The organism is Gemmatimonadaceae bacterium, from assembly GCA_035633115.1.
Classification (GTDB): Bacteria; Gemmatimonadota; Gemmatimonadetes; order Gemmatimonadales; family Gemmatimonadaceae; genus UBA4720.
This window is the reverse complement of sequence record DASQFN010000111.1, coordinates 87,600-114,474: the sequence shown is the minus strand read 5'-3', so window position 1 is coordinate 114,474 and position 26,875 is coordinate 87,600. Positions and strand designations below refer to the sequence as shown.

Sequence of the window (26,875 nt, the reverse complement as noted above, 5' to 3'; positions counted from 1 at the left end):
CGTCTTGTTCTTCGCGGGCTGAATGATATCGCGACAATCACGCGTCACGTGACAAAGCGCGGCGACAAGGTTTATCTCGATTATCTCCAGAATCGGCACGGCCAGCTCATCGTTGCGCCGTTCAGCGTGCGACCGTTACCAGGCGCGTCGGTATCGATGCCGCTCACGTGGGACGAGGTAGATGATTCACTCGACCCGCGCGCCTTTACGATCAAGACCGCTATCGAGCGGATGGAACGAATGGGTGCTGACCCGGTGCTGCCTGTGCTGGAAGAAAACCCGGATTTGTTGCAGATACTGGGACGTTTGGCGGAGGCATTCGGCTGAGGCCTGCGCTACGGTTGCATCAGTCCCAGTGTCGCAGTATCGTAAGGATGAATTGAGTGGCTAGGAGGTACCTGTGCGCGCACCGTTCTTCCCCCTGCTAGTCTCGTTGGGCGCTGCCGCGACAGCATCTGCCCAGACCGCGCAGACGACAGTAGACATCGGGGTTTCTGTTCCCACCTTCTCGAAAGGCGTCGTTCAGGCCCGGGTGGGACGCAAGGATCCCAGCGACGCGAAGGTGATCGCACCCGACATGAAGGTCCGCGTCACTGTCGCCGTGAAAGGAGATAAGCCTTTCTACTTGACAGACGTCAGTCTCAAGTCCGGCGGCGTGCAGACGATTTCAGCGCCGTACACGAACGATGGAGTCGGCGTCGTTTTCACTGTGACCGCAAATGCGATTGGTGTGAAGGAGCTCCTCCCCGCCGATAATTCGCGTGACAGTCCCCCGCCCCTGATCGCCGCGACCCGAGGCCGCCGGTCAGGCCAAGCCCAGCTCCCGCTCCCGCAGCAACACCGGCTCCGGCGCCACCGCCTCCACCGCCTCCACCGCCTCCACCTGCTCCAGCCCCGGCACCTGCACCCGCACCACCTGCGGCGCCGCCTGCCGCATCACTCACCACGCCGGCACTGATTCTTGTCGGAGGCACGACGGGCACGCCGACGGTTGGCGCGGCGACCGCCGGAGCAACTGTGCGAACACCGGGAATTGTTCTCGTCGGCGGCGCAGCAGGCGCAGCCGCAGCTGGTGCAACAGGCGCAAGAATAACCACACCGACCCTGATTCTCATTGGGAGGGAATAAGCAATGCTGATCACCTTGATAGCGGTTGGGATCGGTGCGATGCACGCGCCGGCAAGTGCACCCGATTTCGTGTTTCAGGTTCCGGTGCGCATCGAGAACATGACTCACATCACCACGGCCTCGGTGGCGTGCGAGGTTGTTCACGACGCACCTGGCCTGCCGACCCCGATCAATCTCAATGTCCCCGGAACGGGCATTACGTCTGTGCCCGTTGCCGGCGGTGCCTACGCCGGAAACGTAACTGTGACGGTTACCGTAACGGCCGACCGGCTCGCCCGGTACACGCCGACGAGCTGGAGCTGCGCCATCACTTATCGATGGCGCAATCCTGATGGTACTACGTTCACCGAATCCGTGAGACGCGGCGAGCGCGAGGGGATTTATACGCGATTGACCGGCCAGGCGATCAGCGAGTCGACAGTGACGGTGACTGGTCCGCTGCCACCGCCGTAAACACGTCGAGTTAGGATTTCGCGGGAAGCGTCGCGATCTATTCTCGCAAGGCTTCCTGAATCGCCGCAAGCGTCAGCGGCGCCAGGATTTTGTAACCGGCCTCATTCGGGTGCACTCCATCGCCTGACAGGTCGCCTCTCATTCCCTGCCTCTGGTCGGCCATTGCGGAGTGATAATCGAGATACACGTGTCCGTTTCTTCGCGCATAGTCCCGAATCCACGAGTTCAGTGCAACGACTTTCTGCGCCGGCTGTCGCACGCTCGGCCGCCACGGATACACGTAGACGGGAAGCACTGACGCGAGCACGACCCGGATCCCGTTTGCCTTCGCAAGCTCCGACATCGAAGCGATGTTGTTCTCGATCATCTCGAGCGTAGACGGGCCTGTGTTGCCGGCAATGTCGTTTGTCCCGGCCAGGATCACTACGACTTTCGGCTTTAGCGCAATGACATCCTGACGAAAGCGCACGAGCATCTGCGGCGTTGTCTGACCGCCTATGCCACGATTGATATAGGGCTTCCCGGAAAACATGGAGCCGAAAGACCGCGCCCAGACTTCGAAAATCGAGTTGCCCATGAAGATGACGCGGTCTTCCCCGGCCGCAGGAGCAGGAAGCCGTGCGTTCACGGACCCGAACTTCTCCAGGTAAGCCCAGTCATTCCGCAGGCGCTCGTCTTCCGCCGCGCGCTGCGCTTTGATCCGCGTCGAGTCTGGCTGACGCGGACGCGTCGCAGGCGTCTGCGCACCGGCGTGTCTCGCTGCGATGACCAGGAAAACACAAGTCGCGAGGAGGCGAATCATTGGCAACGTTTCGGACTAGCGAGAGAGGCGCTCGACCACCGCGCGCGCAACCTTGGCTACAACGTCCGGCGAGTTTGGCTGCGCCATTCGCGTCGCGACTGTGAAGTGCGCGTTCGGTCCGGCGAGAACGTGAAGCGTGGTTCCTCCAGCAAGCCACGCGTCTTCACCAATTCCCGTCACAGGTTTTGCCGAACCCGGAAAGTCACGGAAGTATGCTTCCCGCGCCGAGCGGTATGCAGCTGCGTTTCGATCCGATAACGGCGGCACGATGATCGTGATGGCGACGAGCTCGCCGCCGGTGTCGTAGCTGCAGATAGTGCTGGTGTGAGCAGCACGCCCCTCTCTGCCCGCGGCAACGATCTCGTCAATGTCCGGCACGCGCCGGGCGCGCCTCACTCGCAAACCCGTTGCGACGGATACCTCGCCTCGCGTAAGAAGCTCGCAGGGATTCTCAGGAAGCGATGCAATCCGCCGCGCTGCTGCGGGTGTGGGTGGCGCGACTACCTCGGTACTTCCGCCACCTGATCGGCAGCGCGCGCCCGCGAGCAGAAGCACACTCACAAGCGCCAGAACACAGAATCGCGTCACGAGGACGATGCTTTACGGGGAAATCGGCTTGAGATTACGAGCCTCGTACACCGCTCCGGCGTCCGCAATGTTCGGCTTGCTTGTGAGATTTACGCGCAGCGGATAGCCGAGCTCGGCATCGAAATCGAATTCGACTTCTCCAACCCAATCCGCGTACGGCGGTCGCGCGGCGTCGAAAAGTTGCTCCACGGTCTTTCGCGATGACAGGCCAAATCCCGTAAGCGGCGTTCCTGTCAGCGATCGTGCCGATACGATCTCGCCATTTCGCACTTCCACCACGGCCCACTCGTTAACCTCCGACGGGCAGAAGCAGCCTGTTCGCATCTCGAAGGTGTAGTTCTGGATGTGCTTTGACTCCCACCGCGACTCCGCCTGATCGAGCTTCCGAAGATCGAGTGGGCTGAGCAAGTTGGTGCATCCGCTGACCGGCAGCGACAGACAAGCAAGAATCGACACCGCTAAGGCAGCCCGGATCATCAAATGGGATCGACGCATAGTTGATTGAATATACTTGTTGGTGTACCCTCAATAATCCCGCGTCCTTCGGACACGCCGTGAGATCAAGATCGTCGAGCACCACGAAATCGCTGCCCCAGCCGCTTCAGCTCGAGGAGGATCGGTTTTTTGATCCCGATCCAGCGACGAGGCGAGTGGCGCGCGCGATCTACGACGACACGCGAGGACTGCCGCTCCTGTGTCCGCACGGTCATGTGGACGCTGTCGTCCTCGCCGGGAACCGCCCGTTCCCGGAGCCGACGGCGCTCCTGATCGTTCCCGATCATTACATCTTCCGCATGCTCTACTCCCGCGGCGTTTCGCTCGATCGCCTCGGCATTCCCCGAAGCGATGGATCTCGCGCGGATGCAGACCCGCGCGAGGTCTGGCAGACGTTCGCGGACCACTGGTACCTCTTCCGCGGAACCCCAACAGGCGCGTGGCTCGATCATGAGCTTTACGACTTGTTCGAAGTTCGCGTGAAGCTGGACGGTGGCACTGCCGGCGAGATCTACGATCAGATCCTGGGGAAGCTTCGATCGCCGGAGTTTCTGCCGCGAACGCTTTTCGACCGGTTCGGGATCGAAGTTCTCGCGACCACCGATGCAGCAACTGATTCGCTCGACGATCACCTTGCGATTCGTAACTCCGGCTGGGACGGCAACGTCATCCCGACGTTTCGGCCCGATGCACTTTTCCGCCTTGCGTCGCCGAAATGGGCAGATGAAATCGCCGCGCTGGGAAAAGCCGTTGGATTCGACGTGACTGCGTACTCGAGCTTTGTGAGCGCACTCGAAGAAAGGCGCGCGTTCTTCCGCTCGGCCGGCGCAACCGCAACCGATCACGGCGTGCTCGACCCATACACCGAGAAACTTTCGGACGCTGAGGCCGAGAAGTTGTTCGATAGCGCCTTACGGGGTACGGCCTCGCCCGCCGACCAGCTCCGGTTCGAGGCCCACATGCTCGTTGAGTCGGCGCGCATGTCCGTCGACGATGGGATGGTAATGCAGCTTCACCCCGGGGCGCTGCGCGATCACAACAAATCGTTCAGCGATCGTTTCGGTCCAGACAAGGGTGCGGACATTCCCGTCTCTACGGAGTACACGCGCAACCTCGCCGCATTACTCAACGCTTACGGAAACGATCCGCGACTCACGCTCGTTGTTTTCACGCTCGACGAATCGACGTATGCGCGCGAGCTCGCTCCGCTCGCCGGTCACTATCCGGCGCTTCGCATCGGACCGCCCTGGTGGTTCCATGATTCCATCCAGGGAATGATCCGCTATCGGGAATCGATCACGGAAACGGCGGGCATCTACAATACCGTTGGATTCAACGATGATACCCGCGCGTTCTGCTCGATTCCCGCCCGACACGATCTCTCTCGGCGCGTCGACGCGAACTGGCTTGCCGGTCTCGTCGCACGCCACGTTATCGATATGTCAGATGCGCGCGAGATGGGGCGGGCGCTGGCTTACGATCTCGCGCGTGAGGCGTACAAGCTCGACACCGTAATCGAGCGAGCACCGGAGGCGCGACAGTCCGGCCCGGGCGCGGAGTCGGCCGCATGACCGTTGGCGTCGAACGGCCTCCGCGTTCAACGCCGGTTGCCGTGCGCACTCGAGTTGTGCGCATTCATCCTGACGACAACGTTGCTGTCGCTGTGACCCCCATCGAAGCCGGTGAACACCTTACTGTGGATGGTGTCACTCTCACGGCGAAAGTGCCGGTTCCAGCTGGACACAAGGTTGCGCTCGTACCGATTGCCACTGGTGACGTCGTCACCAAATACGGGTTTCCAATTGGAAGCGCGACCAGCAACATAACCGCAGGTGAATGGATTCACTCGCACAACCTCGCGACACGGTTGTCGGGGACGATGGAGTACGCCTATCACCCCTCGCCCCGCGCGGACGACGAATATCGTGACCCACCGACATTCCTCGGCTATCGCCGAGCGAACGGTCGCGTCGGGACGCGGAATGAGATCTGGGTATTGAACACAGTCGGCTGCGTGAACCACGCCGCCGAGCGCATCGCGCGAATGGCTGCCGATCGATATGGAAAGCAGGTGGACGGCGTCCACGCGTTCTCGCATCCGTACGGCTGCAGCCAGTTGGGCGACGATCTGCGCAACACGCAGCGCGTGCTCGGCGGTCTCATGCGTCACCCGAATGCGGGTGGCGTGTTGCTGCTCGGGCTGGGCTGCGAGAACAATCAGGTTGACTCTCTTCTCCAGGTTGCCGGCGACATCGACAGGTCCCGGCTCAGAGTGTTCAACACGCAGGACGTGATGGACGAGATCGCCGAGGGAGGCTCGGGCATCGGCGAGCTTGTTGCGCGGATGGCGGACGACAAGCGCGACGAATGTCCGGCGTCGGATCTGATTCTCGGACACAAGTGCGGTGGCTCAGATGGATTCAGCGGCATCAGTGCCAATCCGCTCGTTGGCCGGATCGCCGATCGAATCACGGCAATGGGCGGCGGCGTCATCCTCACTGAGGTACCGGAAATGTTCGGCGCCGAGCAGGTGCTGCTCGACCGGGCTGCCAACGAGTCGGTGTTTGCAGACACAGTCGGCATGATCAACGACTTCAAGGACTACTTCACGCGTCACGACCAGCCCATTTATGAGAACCCCTCGCCCGGTAACAAGGCCGGCGGGCTCACCACTCTCGAGGAGAAATCGCTCGGCGCAATTCAAAAAGGCGGGCGCGCAACGGTAGAGCGAGTGCTGCGATACGGCGACGCGGCAACGACAGGCGGTCTTTCGCTGCTCGAGTCGCCGGGAAACGATGGCGTATCCTCCACCGCGATGACAGTCAGCGGAGCAACCGTGCTGCTCTTCACGACGGGCCGCGGAACGCCGCTCGGATTCCCGGTGCCGACGATCAAGATTTCCTCGAATAGCGACATCGCGGCGAGAAAGCCGCATTGGATAGACTTCGACGCCGGCCCGCTGCTCGATGGATCACGCTCCCAGGACGAGCTGGCCGACGAGCTGCTTCAGCTGATCCTCGACGTGGCCTCGGGAAAGAAGCTGGCCCGCAACGAGGAGCAGGGCTACCGCGAGATTGCCATCTGGAAGGAAGGGGTCACGCTGTAGTGGCCGACCGCCGACGTCTCAGCCAATCAACGTTGAGCGCGCTGGAGTTTCGGTCAGAGGTGATCGAGCCTCCTGCTGAGAATCTGCTGACCCTTCCCGAGCGCGCAGCTCAATTCGGAACCGGCGCGTTTCTGCGCGGATTCATCGAGTACTTCCTCGATGCGGCGAATCGCTCTGGTGCGTTTTCCGGGAAGGTAGTCGCAATCGGGTCCACCGGGAGCGGCCGCGATGAGATCGTAAACGAGCAGGATGGACTCTACACTCTTGCAGTAGAGGGACTGGAACACGGACGTGCGCATCGGGAATTCCGGATCATCAGCTCCCTGAGCCGCGCCTTGAGCGCGAGCGCCGACTGGAACGAAGTGAGGGCCCTCGCTCGCGACCCGAACATCGAGCTCGTTTTCTCGAATACCACCGAGGTCGGGATTGTACTGGATGAAGATGAGCGCCCGGCCTCGCCTCCTCGGTCATTTCCCGGGAAGCTCACGATGTTTCTCTTCGAACGGGCGCGGGCTACCGAGTATGGCCCCGCCGGAGCGATCACCGTAATTCCCTGCGAGCTCATCGAGAAGAATGGTGATCGTCTGCGTGAGATCGTCTTTGCGCTCGCCGATCGATGGGCACTGGGGAACGACTTTCTCGAGTGGCTCGACAGCGCAGTTGTGTTCTGCAACACACTTGTCGATCGAATCGTGCCTGGCAGGCCCGCCCTTGAGCGTATCGCAGAGCTCGAGGAAATGCTCGGTTACCGCGACGAGCTTCTCACCGCATGTGAGCCGTACCGGCTTTTTGCGATCGAAGCGCCCCGCGATGCGCGCGATCGGCTTGGCTTCGCGGTTGCTGACCCCGGTGTCGTCATCGCTGACGACATCGAGCCTTATCGTTTGCGAAAGGTGCGGCTTCTCAACGGCTCTCACTCCCTTCTTGCTCCGCTGGCGCTGCAATGCGGCGTGACAACCGTGCTCGAGGCGGTCACGGACGACGACATAGGTGAGTTTCTGCGGCGCACGATGTTCGATGAGCTCGTACCAGCCTGCGGAGCCTCCGGCGCAAGCGAGTTTGCGGCGGAAGTGCTCGATCGCTTCTCGAATCCCTACATCCGGCACGCGCTGATCGACATCATGCTCCAGGCGACAGCGAAGATGCGCGCACGCGTCGTGCCGACTATCCTCGACTACGTGAGACGCGAAGGACGCCCTCCGGAGCTGACGTCATTCGGGTTCGCTTCGTTCCTGCTTTATCAGCGGGGAGATGACGGGAAGGGCGGGCAGTCACCACGACAAGCGATTCCCGCTGATGACGGCGCGCAGCGGATTCGGGATCTCTGGGGAGCGACTGATGCTTCCGCCAGCGACGGAATCGCGCAATTTGTCGATCGAGTTTGTGACGAACAGTCATTCTGGGGTCATGATTTGCGCAGATTGCCTGGATTCAACGAAGCCGTCACAATCCATCTTTCGAAGATGCTGCAACACGGCGTTCGCTCCGCCCTGAGTCAACTTCTCGCACGCTCTCCCGCTGGAGTTACTCAGTGAGGGTAACGTGACACCTATTCCCGTATCTCCTCCAGCGAAGGACGAGATAGTCGACCGTTTGCGGCAACTCCGGCTCGTACCGGTCATCGTCATCGACGATCCCAAAGCCGCGCCGGCGCTCGGGCGCGCTCTGGCTGCCGGTGGGCTTCCCTGCGCTGAAGTGACTTTTCGAACCATTGGCGCGCGTGCGTCGATCGAGCGCATGGTCGCGGAATGTCCTGATGTACTGGTTGGCGCGGGAACTGTGCTCACTCGTGAGCAGGCAATGGAAGCCGAGAAAGCCGGTGCACGGTTCATAGTCTCGCCGGGATTTGGCCCGGCTGTCGTGGACTACTGCCTCGAGCGCGGCATCCCGGTTTTCCCGGGAGTCGCGACACCCACCGAGATCGAGCTGGCGATGTCACGCGGACTTCGCATTCTCAAGTTCTTCCCCGCGGAACCGCTGGGGGGGGTCAAGTACCTTAAGGCGATTTCGGCACCGTACGCCTCCGTCGAGTTCATTCCGACCGGCGGCGTTGGCCTGTTGAATCTCGCCGAGTATCTCCGCATTCCATGTGTCGTGGCCTGCGGAGGATCGTGGGTTGCCTCGGCCGAGCGGATTGCAGAGGGCGACTTCAAGGAGATCGAGAACGCTGTGAGGGGAGCCGTAAAGGCCATCGATGAGATGGAGAAGCGCAGCGAATGAGCGCTCGCGTCGTGACTTTCGGCGAGCTGATGCTCCGCCTCAAATCACCGGGCTTCGAGCGGCTCATGCAGTCGCCGCTTCTCGAGGCAACCTTCGGCGGCGCCGAGGCAAACGTCGCCGTTTCGCTCGCGCAGTACGGCTTGCCCGTCTCATTCGTAACCGCCCTGCCCGCAAACGCGCTTGGCGATGCAGCAATCGCCGCCGTGCGATCGTTTGGAGTCGATACGAGTCTGGTCAGTCGCAAGGGAGACCGGCTTGGAATTTATTTCCTCGAGACCGGCTCCAATCAGCGGCCTTCCAGGGTGCTGTACGACCGGGCAGCATCCGCGATCGCATCCGCGCAACCTGGTGATTTCGATTGGGGCAGGATTCTCGACGGCGCTACATGGTTTCACGTGAGCGGCGTCGCTCCCGCAATCAGCGCAACCGCGGCTGAGCTCACGCTCGAGGCCGTGACTGCCGCGCGAGAGCGCGGCGTTTCAGTCTCGTGCGACTACAACTATCGGAAGAACCTCTGGCGATATGGGAAGTCTGCACCCGAAGTCATGCGCAGCATAGTCAGCAAGGTGAACGTCGGCATCGCCAATGAGGAGGATTGCGAGAAGGCATTGGGCATTCAGAGCGACGTGGACGTAAACCTCGGTGCGCTCGACACGGAGCGCTATCGCGGAATCGCCGAGTCGGTCCTCGATGCATTTCCAAATCTCGAAAAGCAGGTCATCACCCTGCGCGAGAGCCACAGCGCAGACCACAACGGCTGGTCGGCGGTGATGCACAACGGCCGCGAAATGATCTCGAGCCGTCAGTACGACATCACGCACATTGTCGACCGCGTGGGAGCGGGCGATTCCTTCGCTGCCGGTTTGATTTACGGGCTGATCACCTACGGGGATGACAGGAAGGCCCTCGAGTTCGCCACGGCAGCTTCGTGCCTCAAACATTCCATTCCAGCGGATTTCAATCGCGCGAGCGTCTCAGAGGTCGAGGCACTCATGAGGGGCGAAGCGAGCGGACGTGTCCAGCGCTGAGGTCGCGGAGGTGAGATCGATCGACCCCGATGCGGCGGAGCGACGCGGCCGCTACCGGTGGGTGATATGCGCAATCCTCTTCTTCGCCACCACGATCAACTACATGGACCGCCAGGTGCTCGGCATTCTAGCGCCGACGCTTCAGCGCGAGATCCAGTGGACCGAGGCGGAGTATGGCGCAATCGTCTCGTGGTTCACGCTTGCTTATGCGTTCGGATATCTGGGCGCGGGAAGATTGATGGACCGGATCGGCACTCGCCTCGGATTCTCGATTGCGGTGGTGATCTGGAGCCTCTCTGCAATGGCGCACGCTCTCGCCCGGTCGGTGTCCGGGTTCAGTCTGGCGCGCCTCGCGCTCGGCGTTGGCGAGTCGGGAAACTTTCCGGCGTCGATCAAGACAGTCGCGGAGTGGTTTCCGGTGCGCGAGCGCGCGCTCGCAACCGGAATTTTCAATGCCGGCTCGAACGTCGGCGCGATCATCACCCCGCTCGTCGTTCCGTGGATTGCTCTCAACTGGGGATGGCAGGCGGCATTCATTTCCATCGGGTCGCTGGGATTCATCTGGCTCGCGTTCTGGCTTGCCATCTACCGTCGGCCGGCAGAGCATCCGCGGCTTGGTAAAGCGGAGCTGGCTTACATCCAGAGTGACGCGCCCGACGCTCCCGCGAATGTGAAGTGGTCGCGCGTGCTCGGTCGACGCGAGACGTGGGCATTCGCGATCGGGAAATTCATGACCGATCCCATCTGGTGGTTCTATCTCTACTGGCTGCCGAAGTTTCTCGATGCACGGTATGGGATCAAGCTGTCGCAGGTCTGGGCACCGCTGATGGTGATTTATCTGCTGGCCGATGTCGGCTCGGTCGGCGGTGGCTGGCTCTCCGGTGCACTCATGAAGCGCGGGTGGACCGTGAATGCCGCGCGAAAGACTGCGATGCTCATAGCCGCGCTGCTCATCCTTCCGACGACTTTCGCTCCCGCCGCTCAGGGACTCTGGCTCAGCGTGGGCATCGTTGGTGTCGCCGCGGCCGCGCACCAGTGGTGGTCCGCGAACATCTTCACCCTCACGAGCGACATGTTCCCGAGCCAGGCAGTTGGAACCGTCGTCGGAATCGGAGGATTCGCCGGGGCAATCGGCGGCGTGCTCTTTCAGCGAGTCACGGGCCTCGTGCTCGAGGCGAACGGCAACAACTACGTTCCGATCTTCATTGTGTGCGGGCTGGCGTACGTGTCGGCGCTGGGCATCATCCATCTTCTCGTTCCAAAAGTGCAGCGTCTCGACATCGCACAAGTCTCGAGTGACTGATCGCTTCGGTTGGCGCGCGGCTTTGATCGCATGCGCGCTCATAGGTTTCGCATGCGCTCTGCCGTCCAAGGTCGGGCCGGGCAACTCGGCGGTCATCCTGCCTGCTACGCCTCCTGCACCGCCGGCGGCGGGCGAGGCCCCGGCGCGCAGTGCGCTACTTCTCTCTACGACGAGGATAAGAGCTCTCGCCGCCAACCCGGAGGAGTGGCTCTCGTACGTCGAGCGCTCGCGCGCGCAGCGGGCGATCGACACTGCGTCGATGGCGGCGGAGCTTCGATCTGCCGGAAAAACGAGAATGGTAGCCGCGCCCTTTGCGCAATCGTTCGAGGTTGACCGAACAATGAACCGCGCGTGGTTCGCAACCGACAACGCTCGAACGATCGCCGAGGCGATTCTGTCCTTTCAGGCACCGAATGGTGGATGGTCAAAGCATGTCAGCTATGCTGCGGGGCCGCGCAAACCAGGTCAGAGCTACTTCTCCGAGAGCGCGGAGTGGCAGTGGATCTCGACCATCGACAACAGCTCCACCACCGAGCAGATGCTATTTCTCGTTCTGGCCGACAGCGTGCGGACCGACGAGCGATTTCGCGCGGCGTATCTGCGCGGGCTCGAGTATCTCGTGGCTGCGCAGTTTCCGAACGGATGCTGGCCGCAGGTCTGGCCGCTAATGGGAAGCTACCATGACGCAGCAACGTTCAACGACGACGCAACGATGAATACGCTGATCACGCTTCAACGCGCCGCGACCGGAAATCCACAATTCGTGCCCACGGCGCTGCGTGATCGCGCTCGCTCGGGGGCGGAGCGCGGAATTCAATGCGTGCTCGATGCGCAGGTGAAGGTTGATGGGAAGCTCACAGCATGGGGCCAGCAACACGATCCTCTGTCACTGCAGCCAACGAGCGCGCGGAGCTACGAGCTAACCTCTCTCACCGCACAGGAGAGTGCGAGTCTGTTGCGATTTCTGATCAGACAGCGGCCCGTTACTGCGCGTCTTGCTCTCGCAATTCAAGCCGCGGCGGAATGGCTCAAGGCGGTGAAGCTCCAGGGTTACACTTACGATTTCCAGACAGGGCGCCATGATTCGCCGGGCGCAGGTCCGATTTGGGCACGCATGTACGAGATCGGCACCAATCGTCCGATCTTCAGCGACCGGAATGGAATCAAGCTCTACGACTGGAATCTCTTGAAGGACCGGAGGCTGGGCTACGCGTGGTACACGTACGCGCCGGTGCTGGCGCTCAGACAGTACGAAGCATGGGCGCGCCGGAATACTCAGCGCCCTTCAGGAGTGATTGCTCTGCTATACAGAACGAATGACTGATCGGACAGGACGACAACCAAACCGTCGGGAATTTCTCGCCGAACTCGCGGTCAGCGCTGGCGGCCTTTTGCTCGCACCGACGATTGCCAGCGGATGCGCGGCGACTGCCGCTCGTGCCATCACGGATTCCAGCGCCACGGGATGGGACCTCGTCCCATCGATTCTTCAGCGAATCGTGCCGCCGGTATTCCCGAGCCGTGATTTCCCGGTGACGAGCTTCGGTGCCCGGGGCGACGGACAGACCGATTGCACCCGGGCTTTCAGCGAGGCGATTGCCGCATGCACCCGAGCAGGCGGCGGAAGAGTCGTCGTTCCTTCGGGCCGCTTCGCCACCGGCGCGATTCATCTCGCAACCAACGTGAATCTCCACGTTGAATCCGGAGCGACCATCGCCTTCAGCCCGGATCCGGCGAAATATCTGCCGGTCGTGCTCACACGCTTCGAGGGCGTCGAGGTCATGGGCTACTCGCCACTTATCTACGCCGTCGATTGCGAAAATGTCGCCGTCACCGGGCGCGGAACTCTCGACGGCGGGGCCGACAACGATCACTGGTGGCCGTGGAAGGGCACTGCTGCGTTCGGATGGAAAACGGGCGCACCCAATCAGAACGAAGCGCGGACGCGACTGTTCCAGATGGCGGAGAAAGGCATCGCCCCCGCCAACCGCCTTTTTGGGGACGGCAGCTACCTTCGACCGTCGTTCATTCAGCCGTATCTCTGCCGCAACGTTCTCATCGAGGGCGTCAGGATAGTGAAGTCACCGATGTGGGAGATCCATCCGGTTCTCTCCCGCAACGTCACCGTTCGCAGTGTATCGATCGAAACTCACGGTCCCAACAATGACGGCTGCAATCCTGAATCCTGCCGCGATGTTCTCATCGAGAAGTGCTTCTTCGACACGGGCGACGACTGCATCGCAATCAAGAGCGGTCGCAATGCGGACGGGCGGCGTCTTCGAACACCCAGCGAGAACATCGTCGTTCGCGAGTGCGAGATGCGCGACGGGCATGGCGGAGTGACAATCGGCAGCGAAATCTCCGGCGGCGTTCGCAACGTATTCGCCGAGCGCTGCCGAATGGACAGTCCGAATCTCGATCGCGCGCTGCGGTTCAAGAACAACGCGGCACGCGGTGGCGTGATCGAGCACATCTACATGCGCGACGTCACGGTCGGGCAGGTTGCCGACGCCGTGCTCTCGATCGACTTCTATTACGAGGAAGGCGCGAAAGGCGAGTTCACACCGGTGGTTCGCGACGTCGAGATGAAGAACGTCACCAGCCGCAAGAGTCAGTACGCGTTGTATCTCCGGGGCCTCGAGCGCTCGACAATCGCGGACGTACGCGTGATCGACTGCAAATTCGAGAATGTTGCAAAGCCCAACGTGGTCGAGCGCGTCAGCGGCCTTAGTCTCGCGAACACGCGAATCAACGGTCAGCTCGCATCAGCGTGAGGCATTACCGCCGAGCTGCATCGCTGGCCGCTGCAATTCTTTGGCTTGCGCCGCTTTACGCGACCGCGCAGACCGGCGAGCAGGCAGGATCGCGCCGGCAGTGGTCCGTACTGTTCGCGGAAGCAGTTGTCGCACGCAATCCACAGGTTCACGCGCGATGGGATTACACAGCCGGCGTAGTACTGCTGGCGATTGACAGAGTGGCGACATCCATCCGGAGCGAGCCGTTGCGGGCGTACGTGCGGCGGAACGTCGACAAGTTCGTGCAGCCCGACGGAACCATCTCCGGGTACAAGCTCGACGAATTCAACCTCGATCAGATCGCCGAGGGACGTGTGCTGCTTCCACTGTACGCGCGAACGCGCGACGAGCGCTATCGCAAAGCGGCGGCGACGCTGCGCCAACAGCTCAGACAGCACCCGCGAACTGCAGAGGCCGGCTTCTGGCACAAGAAGATCTATCCGCAGCAGATGTGGCTCGACGGTCTTTACATGGCCGAACCCTTTTATGCGGAGTACGCCAGAGAATTTGGTGAGCGATCCGCGTTCGACGACGTCGCGCGGCAGTTTTTTCTCGTCGCGCGTCACACCCGGGACCCGCGCACGGGACTCTTGTATCACGGCTGGGACGCGGCAAAGGCGCAGCCATGGGCCAATCGCGAAACAGGTCTCTCGGCGAGCTTCTGGGGACGCGCGATGGGATGGTACATGATGGGTCTCGTCGATGCGCTCGCGTACTTCCCGCGCGAGCATCGCGATCGCGACTCACTCATTCGCTTGCTGAAGGACGCCGCGCAGGCGGTCGCGCGAGTGCAGGACCCAGTAACCGGTCTCTGGTGGCAAGTGCTCGACGAGCCCAACCGCACCGGCAACTATCTGGAAGCCTCGGCGTCGAGCATGTTCGTCTACGCAATGGCAATGGGCGCACGAATGGGATACCTCGACGCGTCGTACCGGCGAATCGCTGAACGCGGGTTTGACGGACTCATCGCAAACCTCGTGAAGGTTGGCGCGGACGGACGCCCTTCACTCACGAACATCTGTCAGGTCGCGGGACTCGGCGGCGCGTTACGAAAAGACGGGACGGCGCGAGACGGGTCTTACGCTTATTACGTGAGTGAGCCAGTGGTTGCCGACGACTACAAAGGTGTCGGCCCGTTCATCATGGCCGCGCAGGAGCTGGGACGGTGACAAGCACTCTGTCGAGCTTTGCTCTCGACGGCCGGAGGGCGCTGGTTACGGGCGCCAGCCGCGGGCTCGGTCGCGCAATGGCGATTGCGCTAGCCGATGCGGGCGCCGACGTCGGTTGCGTCAGCTCCAAACCGGGCGGCTGCGCCGACACGGTGTCGCAGATCCGCGGTCTCGGGCGGCAAGCATGGGAATTCAGCGCCGACCTCGGCGATCGCGACGCGACTGTGCGAATGGCGAACGAGGCTGAGAGTGCCATGGGCGAAGTTGGAATCCTCGTCAACAACGCGGGCACTATTCGCCGCCGTCCGGCGGCGGATTACACATTTGAAGATTGGGACCTCATCCTTCGGACCAATCTGGATTCGGCGTTCATTCTGTCGAGGCATTTCGGCAAGCGGATGCTCGAGCGCCGCCGCGGAAAAATCGTGAACGTCGCTTCCCTTCTCTCGTTCAGCGGAGGCATCACCGTTCCCGCCTACACGGCAAGCAAGCATGGAATCGCGGGATTGACCAAGGCATTGGCGAATGAATGGGCCGCGTCCGGCGTGCAGGTGAACGCTGTCGCGCCAGGATATTTCGAGACCGACAATACGAAGGCGCTCCGGGAGGATCGTGAACGGTCCGCCGAGATACTCGCGCGCATTCCCGCCCGAAGGTGGGGTGATCCGGTGGAGATTGGAGGCGCGGTGGTGTTTCTTTGTTCCTCCGCCGCCGATTACGTGAACGGCCACGTCCTGGTAGTGGACGGCGGGTGGATGGCGCGATGATAAGCAAACGACTTCGACATCGATGAGATACTTTCCGACCTCCAGTCAGGCGAAGGCCCTTGGCACGGACGAGCTGCGCGCCGCGTTCCTTGTCACCGACCTCTTCAAGCCCGATGAGCTCACGCTTCACATGACGGACCTCGACCGCGCAGTAGTTGGCGGAGCGATGCCCGTGAGCGGTTCCGTGGATCTGACGACGCCAAAAGCTCTCCGAGCAGAGTATTTCACCGAGCGCCGCGAGCTCGGTGTTCTCAACATCGGGGGGAACGGCTCAGTGACAGTTGCGGGTGAGACGCATTCGCTTTCGGCCCGCGACGGTGTCTACATCGGACGCGGCAGTCGCGATGTCTCGTTCGCGAGCGATGACTCCTCGCGCCCGGCGCGCTTCTATCTCATCAGCTATCCCGCGCATGCGTCATTTCCGACAACGCTCGTGCGCGCCGCCGATGCCGCGGCGAACGAGCTCGGCTCGGCGGAGCGCGCGAATCGGCGGCGAATTGCGCGGTACATTCACGCTGAGGGCGTTCGCAGTGCACAACTGGTGATGGGAGTAACTGTGCTCGAGTCGGGTAGCGTATGGAACACCATGCCTCCGCATACACATTCGCGCCGAAGTGAGATTTATCTGTACTTCGATGTTCCTTCCGACGCAGCTGTCGTGCATCTGATGGGCGAGCCCTCCGAGATTCGCGCTCTGTTCGTGCGCGACGGAGAGGCAGCGCTGTCTCCAGGATGGTCCATTCATGCGGGGTGCGGCACGAGCAGTTACGCGTTCTGCTGGGCGATGGGCGGAGAGAATCAGGATTACGCCGACATGGATCCGGTTTCGGTGGAGACGTTGCGCTGATGCGAACAATACTCGGCGTGGTAATGACCTTCGTGCTCGCTGCTCCCGCGCAGAGTCAAACCGGAGTCCGCGCTCCTCGACTAGCCGTCCGCGCCGAGAATACGCTCGCGATCGCGCGCACGGACGAGACGGTTTCGGCGCCGTGGTCAAGCGTCACGGCAGCGCTTCGCGATGCACGCGCCGGTGGCGTTCGAGTGCTCGACGACAATGGCGCCGAGGTTGTGTCACAGGTTGTCGACAACGACGGCGACGGGAAATCCGACGAGCTCATCTTTCAGTCGAATTTCTGGCCGCGCGAGGTGCAGCAATTCTCCGTCGAGGCGGCGGCGCCGAAAGCCGGGCCAAAGTCGCGAGTTTTCGTCCGCCACGACGAGCCGCGCGACGACATCGCGTGGGAGAGCGATCGGATCGCGTTCAGGATTTACGGAGAAGGGCTCAAGAAGACTTCATCCGCAATGTCGAGCAACGGCATCGACGTCTGGCCGAAGAGTGTGCATGCGCTGGTTGTCGAGAAGTGGTACGGAAAAGGACACGACGCCTATCACATCGACACCGGCGAGGGGGCCGACTTCTTCGACGTCGGAGAGACCCTTGGCGCCGGTGGTACGGGCCTCTGGCGGAATGACTCGCTTTTCCGCGCCGACAATTTCAAAGCGTACAAGATCATCGCCAATGGTCCAGTGAGAGCCATCTTCGAGCTGCGCTACGATCCGTGGAAAGCACCGGGCATCTCCGTGTCGGAAACGAAGCGCGTGTCGATCGACGCCGGGCAGAATCTCTATCGCGCGGAAAGCATTTTCCGAAGCGCTGAGGCGGCGGAGATCCCTTATGCCATCGGTCTCGTGAAGCGGCCGGGGATGCGAGGAACCGAGAGCCGAGACTCGACATGGGCGTGGCTCAGCGGCTGGGGACCGGTCGCCCCAAAAAACGGTGGGCACGGCGAGCTCGGCACGGCTGTTCTCATTCCTCGAGACCGTTTGATGGACTGGAAAGAAACCGGCAATCACTACCTCGCAATCGGCCGAGCTCGTTCGGGTGTTGCTGTCGTCCACTACATCGGCGCCGGATGGACAGCCAGTGGCGATTTCCCCACTCCTCAATCGTGGTGGGCATATCTCGACACTTTCGCAGCGCGACTCGCGACTCCGATCAAAGTTACGACTACCACCCGCTGAACGACTGAGCGCAGGTCCGGTGCTTCGAACAATCTTTGCGCTCGCGGTCGCTGGCGCTTTTGCGGCGGGGAATCTGTTCGGCCAGACTCGTCCGGCGTCGCAGCAGTCACTGTATTCTGCCGTAGTCGATTGGCGACACACGGGACGTGACGGTGACTCAATTGCGGGCACTCCCCACTATCGGTCCCTCGGCACCGCCTTGAGCGGATTGACGGCCAACGGCGGTGTCCGAACTGTGATTTTCATACGCAAAGGACGCTATCAAGAAAAGCTCACCGTCGACCGGCCGTGCATAACGCTGCTCGGAGAGAGCAGAGACTCGACGGTCATCACGTACGACGCGGCCGCCGACACACCTTCTCCCGGCGGCGGCAGATACGGAACGCGCGGAAGCTTTACACTTCGGATCGTCGCGCCGGATTTCCGCGCCGAGAACGTCACGATCGAAAATGCGTTCGATTATGCGGCGAACGCGGCAAAACCTGATTCGGATTCCACGAAATTCCGGAATCCGCAGGCGGTGGCGCTGATGACCGACCTCGGTAGCGATCGCGCAACGTTTGTGAATGTTCAGATCCTCGGGCACCAGGATACGATGTTCGCGAACTCGGGGCGCCACTATTTCCATCGGTGCTACATCGCCGGCCATGTGGATTTCATATTCGGCGCTGGTCAGGCTGTATTCGAGGATTGTGACATCGTGTCGCTCGACAGGGAAAGTAAAACGAACAACGGATATATCACGGCGGCGAGCACGAGCTCGGCTCAACCGTTCGGATTTCTTTTTCTGCGCAGTCGTCTCCGCAAGGAGCGGCCGGCTATGGCGGCAGGATCAGTGACGCTGGGCAGGCCGTGGCATCCGTTCGCGGATCGCGACGCGGTCGGCGCCGTCGCGTTCATCGACACATGGATGGATGACCACATCGGCGCCAGAGGGTGGGACCGGATGTCGGCGATCGATTCGACCGGTGCGCGGAGATGGTACGGGCCGGAGAGTGCGAGATTCTTTGAGCACGGATCGAGAGGGCCAGGCGCTGTGCGTAGCGCGAGTCGACGAAATCTTGCTCGAGCTGAGCTTGCGCGGTACTCACCTGCGAACATACTTCGAGGGTGGATGCCAACAATCGACCGAAAGTAGGAAGGAGCTTATGAACGTGTCGCCGTCTCCGCGTCTTCGCCTCGCCGTTGGACTCCTCGTGATCGCGCTTGCATCTGAGGCATGCGCGTCTGCTGGCGGGCGCTCAACCGATACTGCCGAGAGGTCTGCGTCTGAAGGAGGCCAGCGTCTCGAGGACATGTTCGCCGGAAAATTTCCGGGAGTGGATGTCTACCGTGTTCCGACGGGCGGAATCAAAATCCGGATCCGCGGCGCTTCGACCGTTCTTGGTGACACCGAGCCGCTCTATGTCATCGACGGGGCAAAGGTGCAGAGCGGGACCGGTGGACTGCTCTTCATCGATCCGGGCGACATCCTGAAAATCGTCGTTCTGAAAGACATTGGGTCGACGGCCGCGTACGGGTCGGAGGGTGCGAACGGCGTGATCCTCATCACGACAAAGAATTCGCGTTAGGCGGCCGAGGAGGCGGGGCCGGCCTCGAATTGCCCCTATTGACATTATCAATGTGGGCACCTAAGCTCCCACAATCCTGCTCCCCCGGCTCTCACCCCAAACGGTCCCCACCTTTGGCCATCGACCCCGGAGCGGCGACTCCGCTCTACCAGCAAGTCGCCCTCGACATCCGAGGGAAAATCATGTCCGGGGAAATGCCCGTCGGCACTCAGCTGCCGCCGCACCGCGAGCTCGCCGTGAGCTACGGCGTCTCCATCATGACCATCAACAAGGCACTCTCAGGTCTCGTCAGCGAAGGAGTGCTTCATAGCCGAGTGGGACGCGGAACTTTCGTCGCGGTTCGCCCTGCGCCAAGCGAAGGCAGCCCAGCCCGCGAAATGCTCGGCTTCGTTCTTCGTGATCTGAGCAGTCCTTTCTTTTCGCTCGTAGCACATGCCGCCCAGCAACGCGCGGATGCCCTCGGCTACGGTTTGCTCTTTTCTTCGAGCTCGAACCGACTCGACCGCGAAGAGGAACAGATTCGCCGTTTCCGCGACCTCGGCGCGAGCGGCCTCATCATCGTCTCGATGGCCCGCACCTATCGGATCAACGAGCCGATTCAGGCGCTGCACGACGCCGGATACCCGTACGTCATGGTCTCGTACACCGAGGGCGACGACGTACCGTGGATCGGAATGGATCTCGACAACGCCGGGTATCTCGCCACCCAGCATCTGCTCGCGATGGGACGCCGCCGTATCGGCTACATCGGCGACAGAATCGGAAGCATCATGTGCGAGCTCCGCGGGCGCGGGTACCGGCGCGCACTCGAGCAGAGCGGACTGCCGGTGGATCCCGCGCTCGAGTTCGACTACCCGTTCGAGGGCGAGTGGAACGATTACCGGTCGGGTTACGCTGTCGGAGAGCGAATCGCCGGCCTCGCTGACCCGCCTGATGCGATGTTCGTCTTCAATGACCTCGGAGCGCTCGGATTTCAGGATGCGCTTCTCGATCGTGGAATCAATGTTCCCGATGACATCGCTGTCGTTGGACTCGACGACATCGAGCTCGCCGGTCGCGCCCGTGTTCCGTTGACGACTGTTCGCCAGCCTGTCGACCGCATTGGCGCACTGGCCGTCGACTACGTCCTTGCGCGACTTCGCGGCGAGCAGCCTCCGAACAGACAGATTCTGCCGCCTCAGCTCATCGTGCGTCGCTCTTCTGGTGCTGCTGCCGAGGAATCGACCGAAGCTGTCGCCGACAACTCCACCGCGGATGAACTAACCGGTCCGCAAGCAATCGTCGCAGGTCACGCATGATGCGATCTGCGTTTCCATCCACCACGCGGCGCAACATGCCGCAAGTCACCATCCCTTCCCAGAGAGGTATGCCGATGTGGGCAAAACGTGTTTGCCTCGCCGCGGCGCTTTTTCTCGCCAGCTCAGCCGTCGCACAGGCTCAGACCGGCAGAATTGCGGGCGCGGTCGTTGACAGCCAGACAACTCAGCCGGTCACAGGAGCGCGGATCAGCGTCGTCGGAACTTCGCTCATAACCGCAAGCGATGCCGATGGCAGGTTCAGCATTGGTGGAGTTCCTGCGGGCCCGCAACAGATTCGCGTAACTCGCATCGGCTACGCTCCGGTGCTGAGAACGGTTGACGTCGGCTCGGGCGCCACCGCGACTCTCAACGTGACAATGAGATCGCAAGCCGTGCAGCTCAATCCCGTTGTCTCCATTGGATACGGCATGCAGCGGCTGAGCGACGTCACCGGATCAGTGGCCACCGTGAACACTGCGGTGCTCGAGAAAACCCCGATCGCGACAATCGATCAGATGCTGCAGGGAACTTCGCCGGGCGTTCAGGTGACCACCGCGTCGAGTGAGCCGGGAGGCGCGATTTCAATCCGCATCCGCGGCGCGTCGTCCATCACCGGCAACTCCGAGCCTCTCTATGTCATCGACGGATTTCCCATCGAGAATGACATCGCAGGCTCTGCAGTTGGTAATGCAGGACGCGATCGCACAACTCCGCCCAATCCTCTGGTGACGATCAACCCGAGCGATATCGAATCCATCAGCATCCTGAAGGACGCCTCGGCTACCGCCATTTACGGTGCGCGGGGCGCCAACGGCGTGGTCATCATCACCACGAAGCAGGGACGCGGATCGAAGCCGCAGTTCACCATCGAGTCGTACGCTGGTGCTGCAAGACTGGCCAGGAAGTACGACCTCCTGGATTCGGAAGGCTTCATGCTGTACGCGAACGAGTACTACAAGAACTCCAGTCAGCCGTTCGTTCCGTTCCCCGACACGACGATATCGCGCATTCTCGCCAGTGGAATCAACACGGATTGGCAGGACGAGATTTTCCGCACTGGCCCGGTCAGCAATCTGCAATTCTCCGTTCGGGGCGCCACGAGTACAAACCAGTCGACGAGATACGCGCTGTCGCTCGGCCGGTACGTTCAGGATGGAATCGTCGTCGGCTCCGGACTGCAGCGTCTGTCGAGCAGGCTCAACCTGACGCAGGATTTCGGACGCGTTCAGCTCTCCGGTTCCGTGAGTGCGAGTCAGGCGCGAAGCAAGTCAACGCCTACTGCCGGCCAGCAGAACAGCAATGCCGGAGCAGTGAGCGGCGCGCTTCAGTACGTACCGATTCTTCCGGTTTTCAGGCCGGACGGCACGTACACACTTCTCAATCCCGATCTCAATGTGTACGGCTCGCAGCTCAATGCGGCTCCGGCACCCAATCCCGTCTCTCTCGCACGGGAAGTAAGCGACAGCCTGGGCGACACGCGCATGCTCGGCAACTTCGCTGCCGACATCGGGCTCATGAAGGATCTCAAGTTCCGAGTAAGCCTGGGCGCGGACTACGCCAATCGTTACCGCCACACCTACTATCCCCGGACGACACTTCGCGGCTCCTCAGTCGGTGGGGAGGCAATACGCGCCGACGGGACGACGTATTCCTGGGTCAACGAGAACACACTCACCTGGGACAAACGGTTTGGATCGCAGGCTCTGACGCTCCTTGGCGGATACAGCCGCCAGCGTACGGACGCGAACGGAGACAACGAGTCCAACACCAACTTTGTCAGCGACATTACCAGCTACTTCGACATCGGCTCGGGCACGAGAGAAGGTGGACCCAGCGTCGGTTCGCGGCAATCAACGCAAACGCTGGAGTCGTATCTCACCCGCCTCAACTATTCGCTGCTCGATCGCTATTTGTTGACGCTCACGTATCGAAACGATGGATCGTCCCGCTTCGCATCAGGCAAGAAGCGCGGCGGATTCCCGTCGATGGCAATTGCATGGCGCGCTTCCGAAGAGCCGTTCCTCAGCTCGCATGGAATTATCGACGAGCTCAAGTTCAGAATGTCGGTCGGCACGGTCGGCAATCCGTCGATTCGCCCGTATCAGTCGCTCGCGCGTCTTAACGACCAGGCGTACAGCTTCAACGGCTCGCCGGCATCCGGCTACTATCCAATATCGGTGGCCAATCCCGACCTGACGTGGGAATCGACACATCAGTTCGATGCAGGCTTCGATCTGGGGCTCGCGCAGCGCATGAACCTCACAGTCGATTACTACAGGAAGAAGACGACAGACCTGCTTCTTCAGATCGACCTGCCGCTCGAGTCAGGTTTCGAGAGCGCTCTCGCCAATCGCGGGTCGGTGGAGAACAAGGGAATCGAGGTCGGTCTGGAGGCCGATGTCCTTCGGGGAGGCAATGACGGTCTGCGCTGGCGCACGAACATCAACTTTGCGAAGAACCGCAACAAAGTGCTCAACCTCGGCGGCCCCGACAGGCTGTTCGCCGATCTCCTGACCACCGACTACAACTTCCCAGGCACGACGATTCAAGTCGGACAGCCGATAGGCGAGTTCTACGGTTTCAAGGCACTCGGCGTAATCCCGGATCAGGCTGCAGCTGACGCAATCACTTACAAGAACTTCACCGTCACTGCGTTCAAGCCCGGTGACATGCTCCTCGCGGATCTGGATGGAGACGGAGTGATCACCGCAAAAGATCGCACCAACATCGGCGATCCCACCCCTGACTTCAATTACGGATTCAGCAACACATTCACGTGGAGGCGTTTTGAGCTCTCCGGTCTGCTTCAGGGCTCGCACGGTGGAAAGATTCTCAACGTGAACCGCATACGCACCGAAGCGGAGCCACGTGCAAACATCTCGCGCGACCGTTGGGAGGGCCGGTGGACGCCTGAGAATCCCAACGCGAAGTATCCCCGCGTTGGAGCAAACCCGAACACAGTTGGACCGAACAACTTCTCTTCGAATCTGCTGGAAGACGGCTCGTATCTGCGCCTTCGCACGGTGACGCTCTCGTATGGTGCGCCGGCATGGCTTTTCGGTGCACGGCTGTACATCACCGGCACGAACCTCGTTACATGGACCGACTACACCGGGTTCGATCCAGACGTCAGCGGCCAATCGGTCGGCAACACCAACCGCGGCATCGACATCGGTGCGTATCCGCTCGCGAAGACGATCATCGCCGGCTTGAACATCAACTATTGATTCCCATGAGAACTCATATTCGAGCAATCGCGCTGCTGACAGCCCTCGTGGGAGTGATCGGCTGCAGCGAGGATTTCCTCACCGAAGCCCCCGTGGACTTCGTGGCTCCCGAAAATTTTTATCGCAACCAGGGCGACGCGATCGCATCTGTGAATGCGGCGTACGCGACCTTCGTCGACCTGCCGTCTCCCCTGGGCAACGCCGACTACATGGGCCGCAACCTGTACATGCTCGTGGAGTATCCGACGGAAATGGTGACAAGCAGGTTGAGCGCGGGCAATGAGCGCAGTCTGATTGGCACGTACCACCCTCAATTCGCTTCCAACCACGCGTATCTCGAGAGCGTGTGGAAGGCGGCGTACTTCGGCATCAACCGCGCGAACACGGTCATCGAGCGTGTGCCTGAGATCGAGATGGATCCAACAAGACGCGATCAGATTGTCGCCGAGGCGAAGTTCCTCCGCTCGGTGCACTATTACATTCTTGCCGGACTGTTTGGCGGCGTTCCCTTGAAGCTCACGCCGACGACATCGATTGAAGGCGGATCACTCGCGCGCGCAACAGCGAAAGAGACCTTCGCGCAGATCGAGAAAGATCTCAGCGAAGCCGCGGCTGTTCTTCCTGCGAGCTGGCCGGGGGGCGATTGGGGCCGTGCGACCAAGGGCGCAGCACTCAGTCTGCTCGCAAAGACGTACCTGCAAGCCGCTGCAACCGGCGCGGGAGATGCCGGCGATTACGCAAAGGCCGCAGCCGCGTATCGTCAGGTGCTCACGATGGGCTATAAGCTCGAGACTGACTACGCGAGTCTGTTCGACGGTTCCAACGAGCATAGCGGGGAAATCATCTGGTCGATTCAGAACGTTCGCGTCTCAGGCGCAGGCGGATACCTGAGCCAGTGGTTCGCTCCGATCACGAGTCCACAGATCTACCAGCCAGGTGGCCAGAACCAGTTCCAGGCCGAGCGTCCGTTCTACGATTCGTACAACGCGACCGACATTCGCAAACCTGCAACGTGGAACACATCGATCACTTACAGTGGAAAGACTGTGGTCTGGGCATGGACGTCCGGGATTCAGGCTGCGACCAGTTACGGCTCGACTGGACCGACCGTACGCAAGTATCTAGATCTTGGAGCACCAGCCAACGGTGCTGAAGCCCCCGATTATCTCTTCCTCCGCTACGCCGATGTGCTGATGGGACTCGCTGAAGCAATCGATGCCACGGACGGACCGACGGCAGAAGCGTATGGGTTCGTGAACCAGGTTCGCGCGCGCGCGAAGGTTCCAAACCTTACTGCGGGCCTGAGCGCGGCTGCGTTCAAGGACAGTCTGTTCCTCGAGCGTCGCTACGAGTTTTCAATGGAGATGCACGGCCTGTTCGACAACCGGCGGAACTGGAACTGGGCGAAGGCGCGCGTCGAAGCGAACATGGCGATTATCAGCACCGCCAACCGAAGTCCGTTCACGAGCAGCGTGGAGAAGCTCAACTCGGCTCCGATCGCCGACAAATGGAAGCTGTACCCCATTCCGGTTCATGCCTGCGAGCTCAATGCGGAGCTCACGCAGAATCCTGGTTGGACAGACGGGATCTGTAAGTGACCGCGTGAAGCTGCTCGACTAGCGTGAGAGTTGTTTCTGTTGCGGCGGGACTCGCGTTCCTCTGGAACGCGAGTCCCGCCTGTCAGACGACGGTGACCGGGCGCCTGGTTGTTCCAGGACCAGGCGCCGCTGCGCTCCAGGAAACAAAGGCACGCGTCAAAGCGCGAGATCCGCGTGTGATGCCGGCATACGACAAGCTCATCTCCGATGCGAACGCCGCGCTTGGTACTCCACTCGTCGCCGTAACGGACAAGTCTACGCTGCTTCCGCCGAGCAACGATAGGCACGATTACTTCAGCCTGAGTCCCTACTGGTGGCCCGACTCGACGAAGAAGGATGGGCTCCCATACATTCGCCATGACGGCGTGACCAACCCCGAAAGCAAGCGCGATCTCGATCAGCCGCGCGTCGCGGCGCTCGGCTGGAATCTGCAGACACTCGCCCTCGCGTACTACTTCACGGGAGACGAGAAATACGCGAAGCGCGCGGCGCAGCAGCTTCACCGCTGGTTCCTCGACCCCGCGACGAAAATGAACCCGCACCTGCGTTACACACAGCTCGTGCGTGGAAATCCGGCGGAGCGCGGCAGCGGAATCATCGATACACGCTGGTTCATTGAAGTCGTGGAGGCGTCGGCTCTGTTGCGCCGCTCGAAAAGCTGGGCGGCAGAACATGAGCAGGATCTAAAGAAATGGTTTCGGGCTTATCTGGACTGGCTGATGACGAGCCCGAACGGAAAGCACGAGCACGACGCGAAAAACAACCATGGATCATGGTTCGCCGCGCAGACTGCGACGTACGCGATGTTCGTCGGCGACACAGCGCTCGCCCGGCGCATCGTCGACGAAGCGAAGCCGAGGATTGGCTCGCAGATCAAGCCGGACGGAAGTCAGCCGATCGAGCTCGAGCGCACTCGCTCGATGCATTACTCGAGCTTTAACGTTGAAGCATTATCGAGAGTCGCTGAGATCGGGCGTTCGCTCGGCATCGACCTGTGGACTTATCAGGCGCCCGAGGGAGGAAGTCTTCGGCGCGCGATCGACCATCTGGGGAAGTACAGCGGCACCGGCGTCAAATGGCCGGGTCAGCAAATCGATGCCGTCGATCCCGGGTTGCTCGTGATTCATTTCCGGCGTGCGCGAGTTGTCTGGAATGATCCGAGCTACGATGCCGTTGTCGCGCGCTTGCGTGTTCGAGGTGATCGGAGTGCGCTCCTCTACCCCTCGGTGCAGTGAAAGATCTCTTAGCTAGCCACAGAAACACAGAAACACAGAGCTTTTTTCGGGGAACAGCACCCACAGTTCA

23 protein-coding genes and 1 pseudogene are annotated in these 26,875 nt (G+C 61.3%); 21 read left to right on the top strand and 3 right to left on the bottom strand.

The window, feature by feature from the left end:
* The 3 genes and pseudogenes from VES88_15415 to VES88_15405 all read left to right on the top strand — a co-directional run bounded on the left by VES88_15415 (position 1) and on the right by VES88_15405 (position 1,581).
* Positions 1-327: pseudogene (locus VES88_15415) on the top strand (hypothetical protein).
* A 73-nt stretch (positions 328-400) separates the two neighbouring features.
* A complete protein-coding gene (locus VES88_15410) occupies positions 401-958 on the top strand; it encodes a hypothetical protein (GenBank protein HYN82876.1) in 558 nt (185 codons plus the stop codon).
* A 173-nt stretch (positions 959-1,131) separates the two neighbouring features.
* On the top strand, positions 1,132-1,581 hold the full coding sequence (locus tag VES88_15405; protein HYN82875.1) for a hypothetical protein: 450 nt from the start codon (positions 1,132-1,134) through the stop codon (positions 1,579-1,581).
* A 37-nt stretch (positions 1,582-1,618) separates the two neighbouring features.
* Here VES88_15405 and VES88_15400 read toward each other — a convergent pair whose 3' ends face one another.
* From VES88_15400 to VES88_15390, 3 genes are read right to left on the bottom strand one after another with little or no spacing between them, the layout of a single operon-like run.
* Positions 1,619-2,383 (bottom strand): SGNH/GDSL hydrolase family protein, encoded by a 765-nt coding sequence (locus VES88_15400; GenBank protein ID HYN82874.1) that lies wholly within the window; start codon positions 2,381-2,383, stop codon positions 1,619-1,621.
* A gap of 15 nt (positions 2,384-2,398) precedes the next feature.
* The gene (locus tag VES88_15395; protein ID HYN82873.1) at positions 2,399-2,971 is read right to left on the bottom strand and encodes a hypothetical protein; all 573 of its coding nucleotides are present in this window, start codon (positions 2,969-2,971) and stop codon (positions 2,399-2,401) included.
* Positions 2,972-2,983: 12 nt separating this feature from the next.
* On the bottom strand, positions 2,984-3,379 hold the full coding sequence (locus VES88_15390) for a DUF6174 domain-containing protein (GenBank protein HYN82872.1): 396 nt from the start codon (positions 3,377-3,379) through the stop codon (positions 2,984-2,986).
* Positions 3,380-3,525: 146 nt separating this feature from the next.
* Here VES88_15390 and uxaC point away from each other — a divergent pair, with 146 nt between their 5' ends.
* The 18 genes from uxaC to VES88_15300 all read left to right on the top strand — a co-directional run bounded on the left by uxaC (position 3,526) and on the right by VES88_15300 (position 26,805).
* Positions 3,526-5,037 carry a glucuronate isomerase gene (gene uxaC / locus VES88_15385; protein ID HYN82871.1) on the top strand — a complete coding sequence of 504 codons (1,512 nt, stop codon included), beginning with the start codon at positions 3,526-3,528 and terminating at the stop codon, positions 5,035-5,037.
* Complete coding sequence (locus VES88_15380) at positions 5,034-6,572, top strand: altronate dehydratase family protein (protein ID HYN82870.1); 1,539 nt, start codon at positions 5,034-5,036, stop codon at positions 6,570-6,572. Before uxaC ends, VES88_15380 begins: the two co-directional genes overlap by 4 nt.
* Before the next feature lie 59 nt (positions 6,573-6,631).
* Positions 6,632-8,107 (top strand): tagaturonate reductase, encoded by a 1,476-nt coding sequence (locus VES88_15375; protein HYN82869.1) that lies wholly within the window; start codon positions 6,632-6,634, stop codon positions 8,105-8,107.
* Between the two features lie 7 nt (positions 8,108-8,114).
* A complete protein-coding gene (gene eda, locus VES88_15370) occupies positions 8,115-8,792 on the top strand; it encodes a bifunctional 4-hydroxy-2-oxoglutarate aldolase/2-dehydro-3-deoxy-phosphogluconate aldolase (GenBank protein ID HYN82868.1) in 678 nt (225 codons plus the stop codon).
* Positions 8,789-9,820, top strand: a complete 1,032-nt coding sequence (locus VES88_15365) for a sugar kinase (GenBank protein ID HYN82867.1) — start codon at positions 8,789-8,791, stop codon at positions 9,818-9,820. The genes eda and VES88_15365 overlap by 4 nt, the downstream gene beginning before the upstream one ends.
* Positions 9,821-9,830: 10 nt before the next feature.
* Positions 9,831-11,123 carry an MFS transporter gene (locus VES88_15360; protein ID HYN82866.1) on the top strand — a complete coding sequence of 431 codons (1,293 nt, stop codon included), beginning with the start codon at positions 9,831-9,833 and terminating at the stop codon, positions 11,121-11,123.
* Positions 11,116-12,447, top strand: a complete 1,332-nt coding sequence (gene pelA / locus VES88_15355; protein ID HYN82865.1) for a pectate lyase — start codon at positions 11,116-11,118, stop codon at positions 12,445-12,447. Before VES88_15360 ends, pelA begins: the two co-directional genes overlap by 8 nt.
* The gene (locus tag VES88_15350; protein HYN82864.1) at positions 12,440-13,897 is read left to right on the top strand and encodes a glycoside hydrolase family 28 protein; all 1,458 of its coding nucleotides are present in this window, start codon (positions 12,440-12,442) and stop codon (positions 13,895-13,897) included. Before pelA ends, VES88_15350 begins: the two co-directional genes overlap by 8 nt.
* Positions 13,894-15,087 (top strand): glycoside hydrolase family 88 protein, encoded by a 1,194-nt coding sequence (locus VES88_15345; GenBank protein HYN82863.1) that lies wholly within the window; start codon positions 13,894-13,896, stop codon positions 15,085-15,087. Before VES88_15350 ends, VES88_15345 begins: the two co-directional genes overlap by 4 nt.
* Entirely contained in the window at positions 15,084-15,854 is a 771-nt protein-coding gene (locus VES88_15340) for an SDR family NAD(P)-dependent oxidoreductase (protein HYN82862.1), read from the top strand. The genes VES88_15345 and VES88_15340 overlap by 4 nt, the downstream gene beginning before the upstream one ends.
* Positions 15,855-15,876: 22 nt before the next feature.
* Positions 15,877-16,701, top strand: a complete 825-nt coding sequence (gene kduI / locus VES88_15335; protein ID HYN82861.1) for a 5-dehydro-4-deoxy-D-glucuronate isomerase — start codon at positions 15,877-15,879, stop codon at positions 16,699-16,701.
* Entirely contained in the window at positions 16,701-17,876 is a 1,176-nt protein-coding gene (locus tag VES88_15330) for a DUF4861 domain-containing protein (protein HYN82860.1), read from the top strand. Before kduI ends, VES88_15330 begins: the two co-directional genes overlap by 1 nt.
* 19 nt (positions 17,877-17,895) lie before the next feature.
* Positions 17,896-19,014, top strand: coding sequence for a pectinesterase family protein (locus VES88_15325; protein HYN82859.1), 1,119 nt, complete (start codon positions 17,896-17,898; stop codon positions 19,012-19,014).
* Between the two features lie 10 nt (positions 19,015-19,024).
* Positions 19,025-19,447, top strand: coding sequence for a TonB-dependent receptor plug domain-containing protein (locus VES88_15320; GenBank protein HYN82858.1), 423 nt, complete (start codon positions 19,025-19,027; stop codon positions 19,445-19,447).
* A 113-nt stretch (positions 19,448-19,560) separates the two neighbouring features.
* The gene (locus VES88_15315; GenBank protein HYN82857.1) at positions 19,561-20,745 is read left to right on the top strand and encodes a GntR family transcriptional regulator; all 1,185 of its coding nucleotides are present in this window, start codon (positions 19,561-19,563) and stop codon (positions 20,743-20,745) included.
* A 74-nt stretch (positions 20,746-20,819) separates the two neighbouring features.
* Positions 20,820-23,972, top strand: coding sequence for a TonB-dependent receptor (locus VES88_15310; protein HYN82856.1), 3,153 nt, complete (start codon positions 20,820-20,822; stop codon positions 23,970-23,972).
* A 5-nt stretch (positions 23,973-23,977) separates the two neighbouring features.
* Positions 23,978-25,570 (top strand): RagB/SusD family nutrient uptake outer membrane protein, encoded by a 1,593-nt coding sequence (locus VES88_15305; GenBank protein HYN82855.1) that lies wholly within the window; start codon positions 23,978-23,980, stop codon positions 25,568-25,570.
* Positions 25,571-25,593: 23 nt separating this feature from the next.
* Positions 25,594-26,805 carry an alginate lyase family protein gene (locus tag VES88_15300; GenBank protein HYN82854.1) on the top strand — a complete coding sequence of 404 codons (1,212 nt, stop codon included), beginning with the start codon at positions 25,594-25,596 and terminating at the stop codon, positions 26,803-26,805.
* Positions 26,806-26,875: the final 70 nt, after the last annotated feature.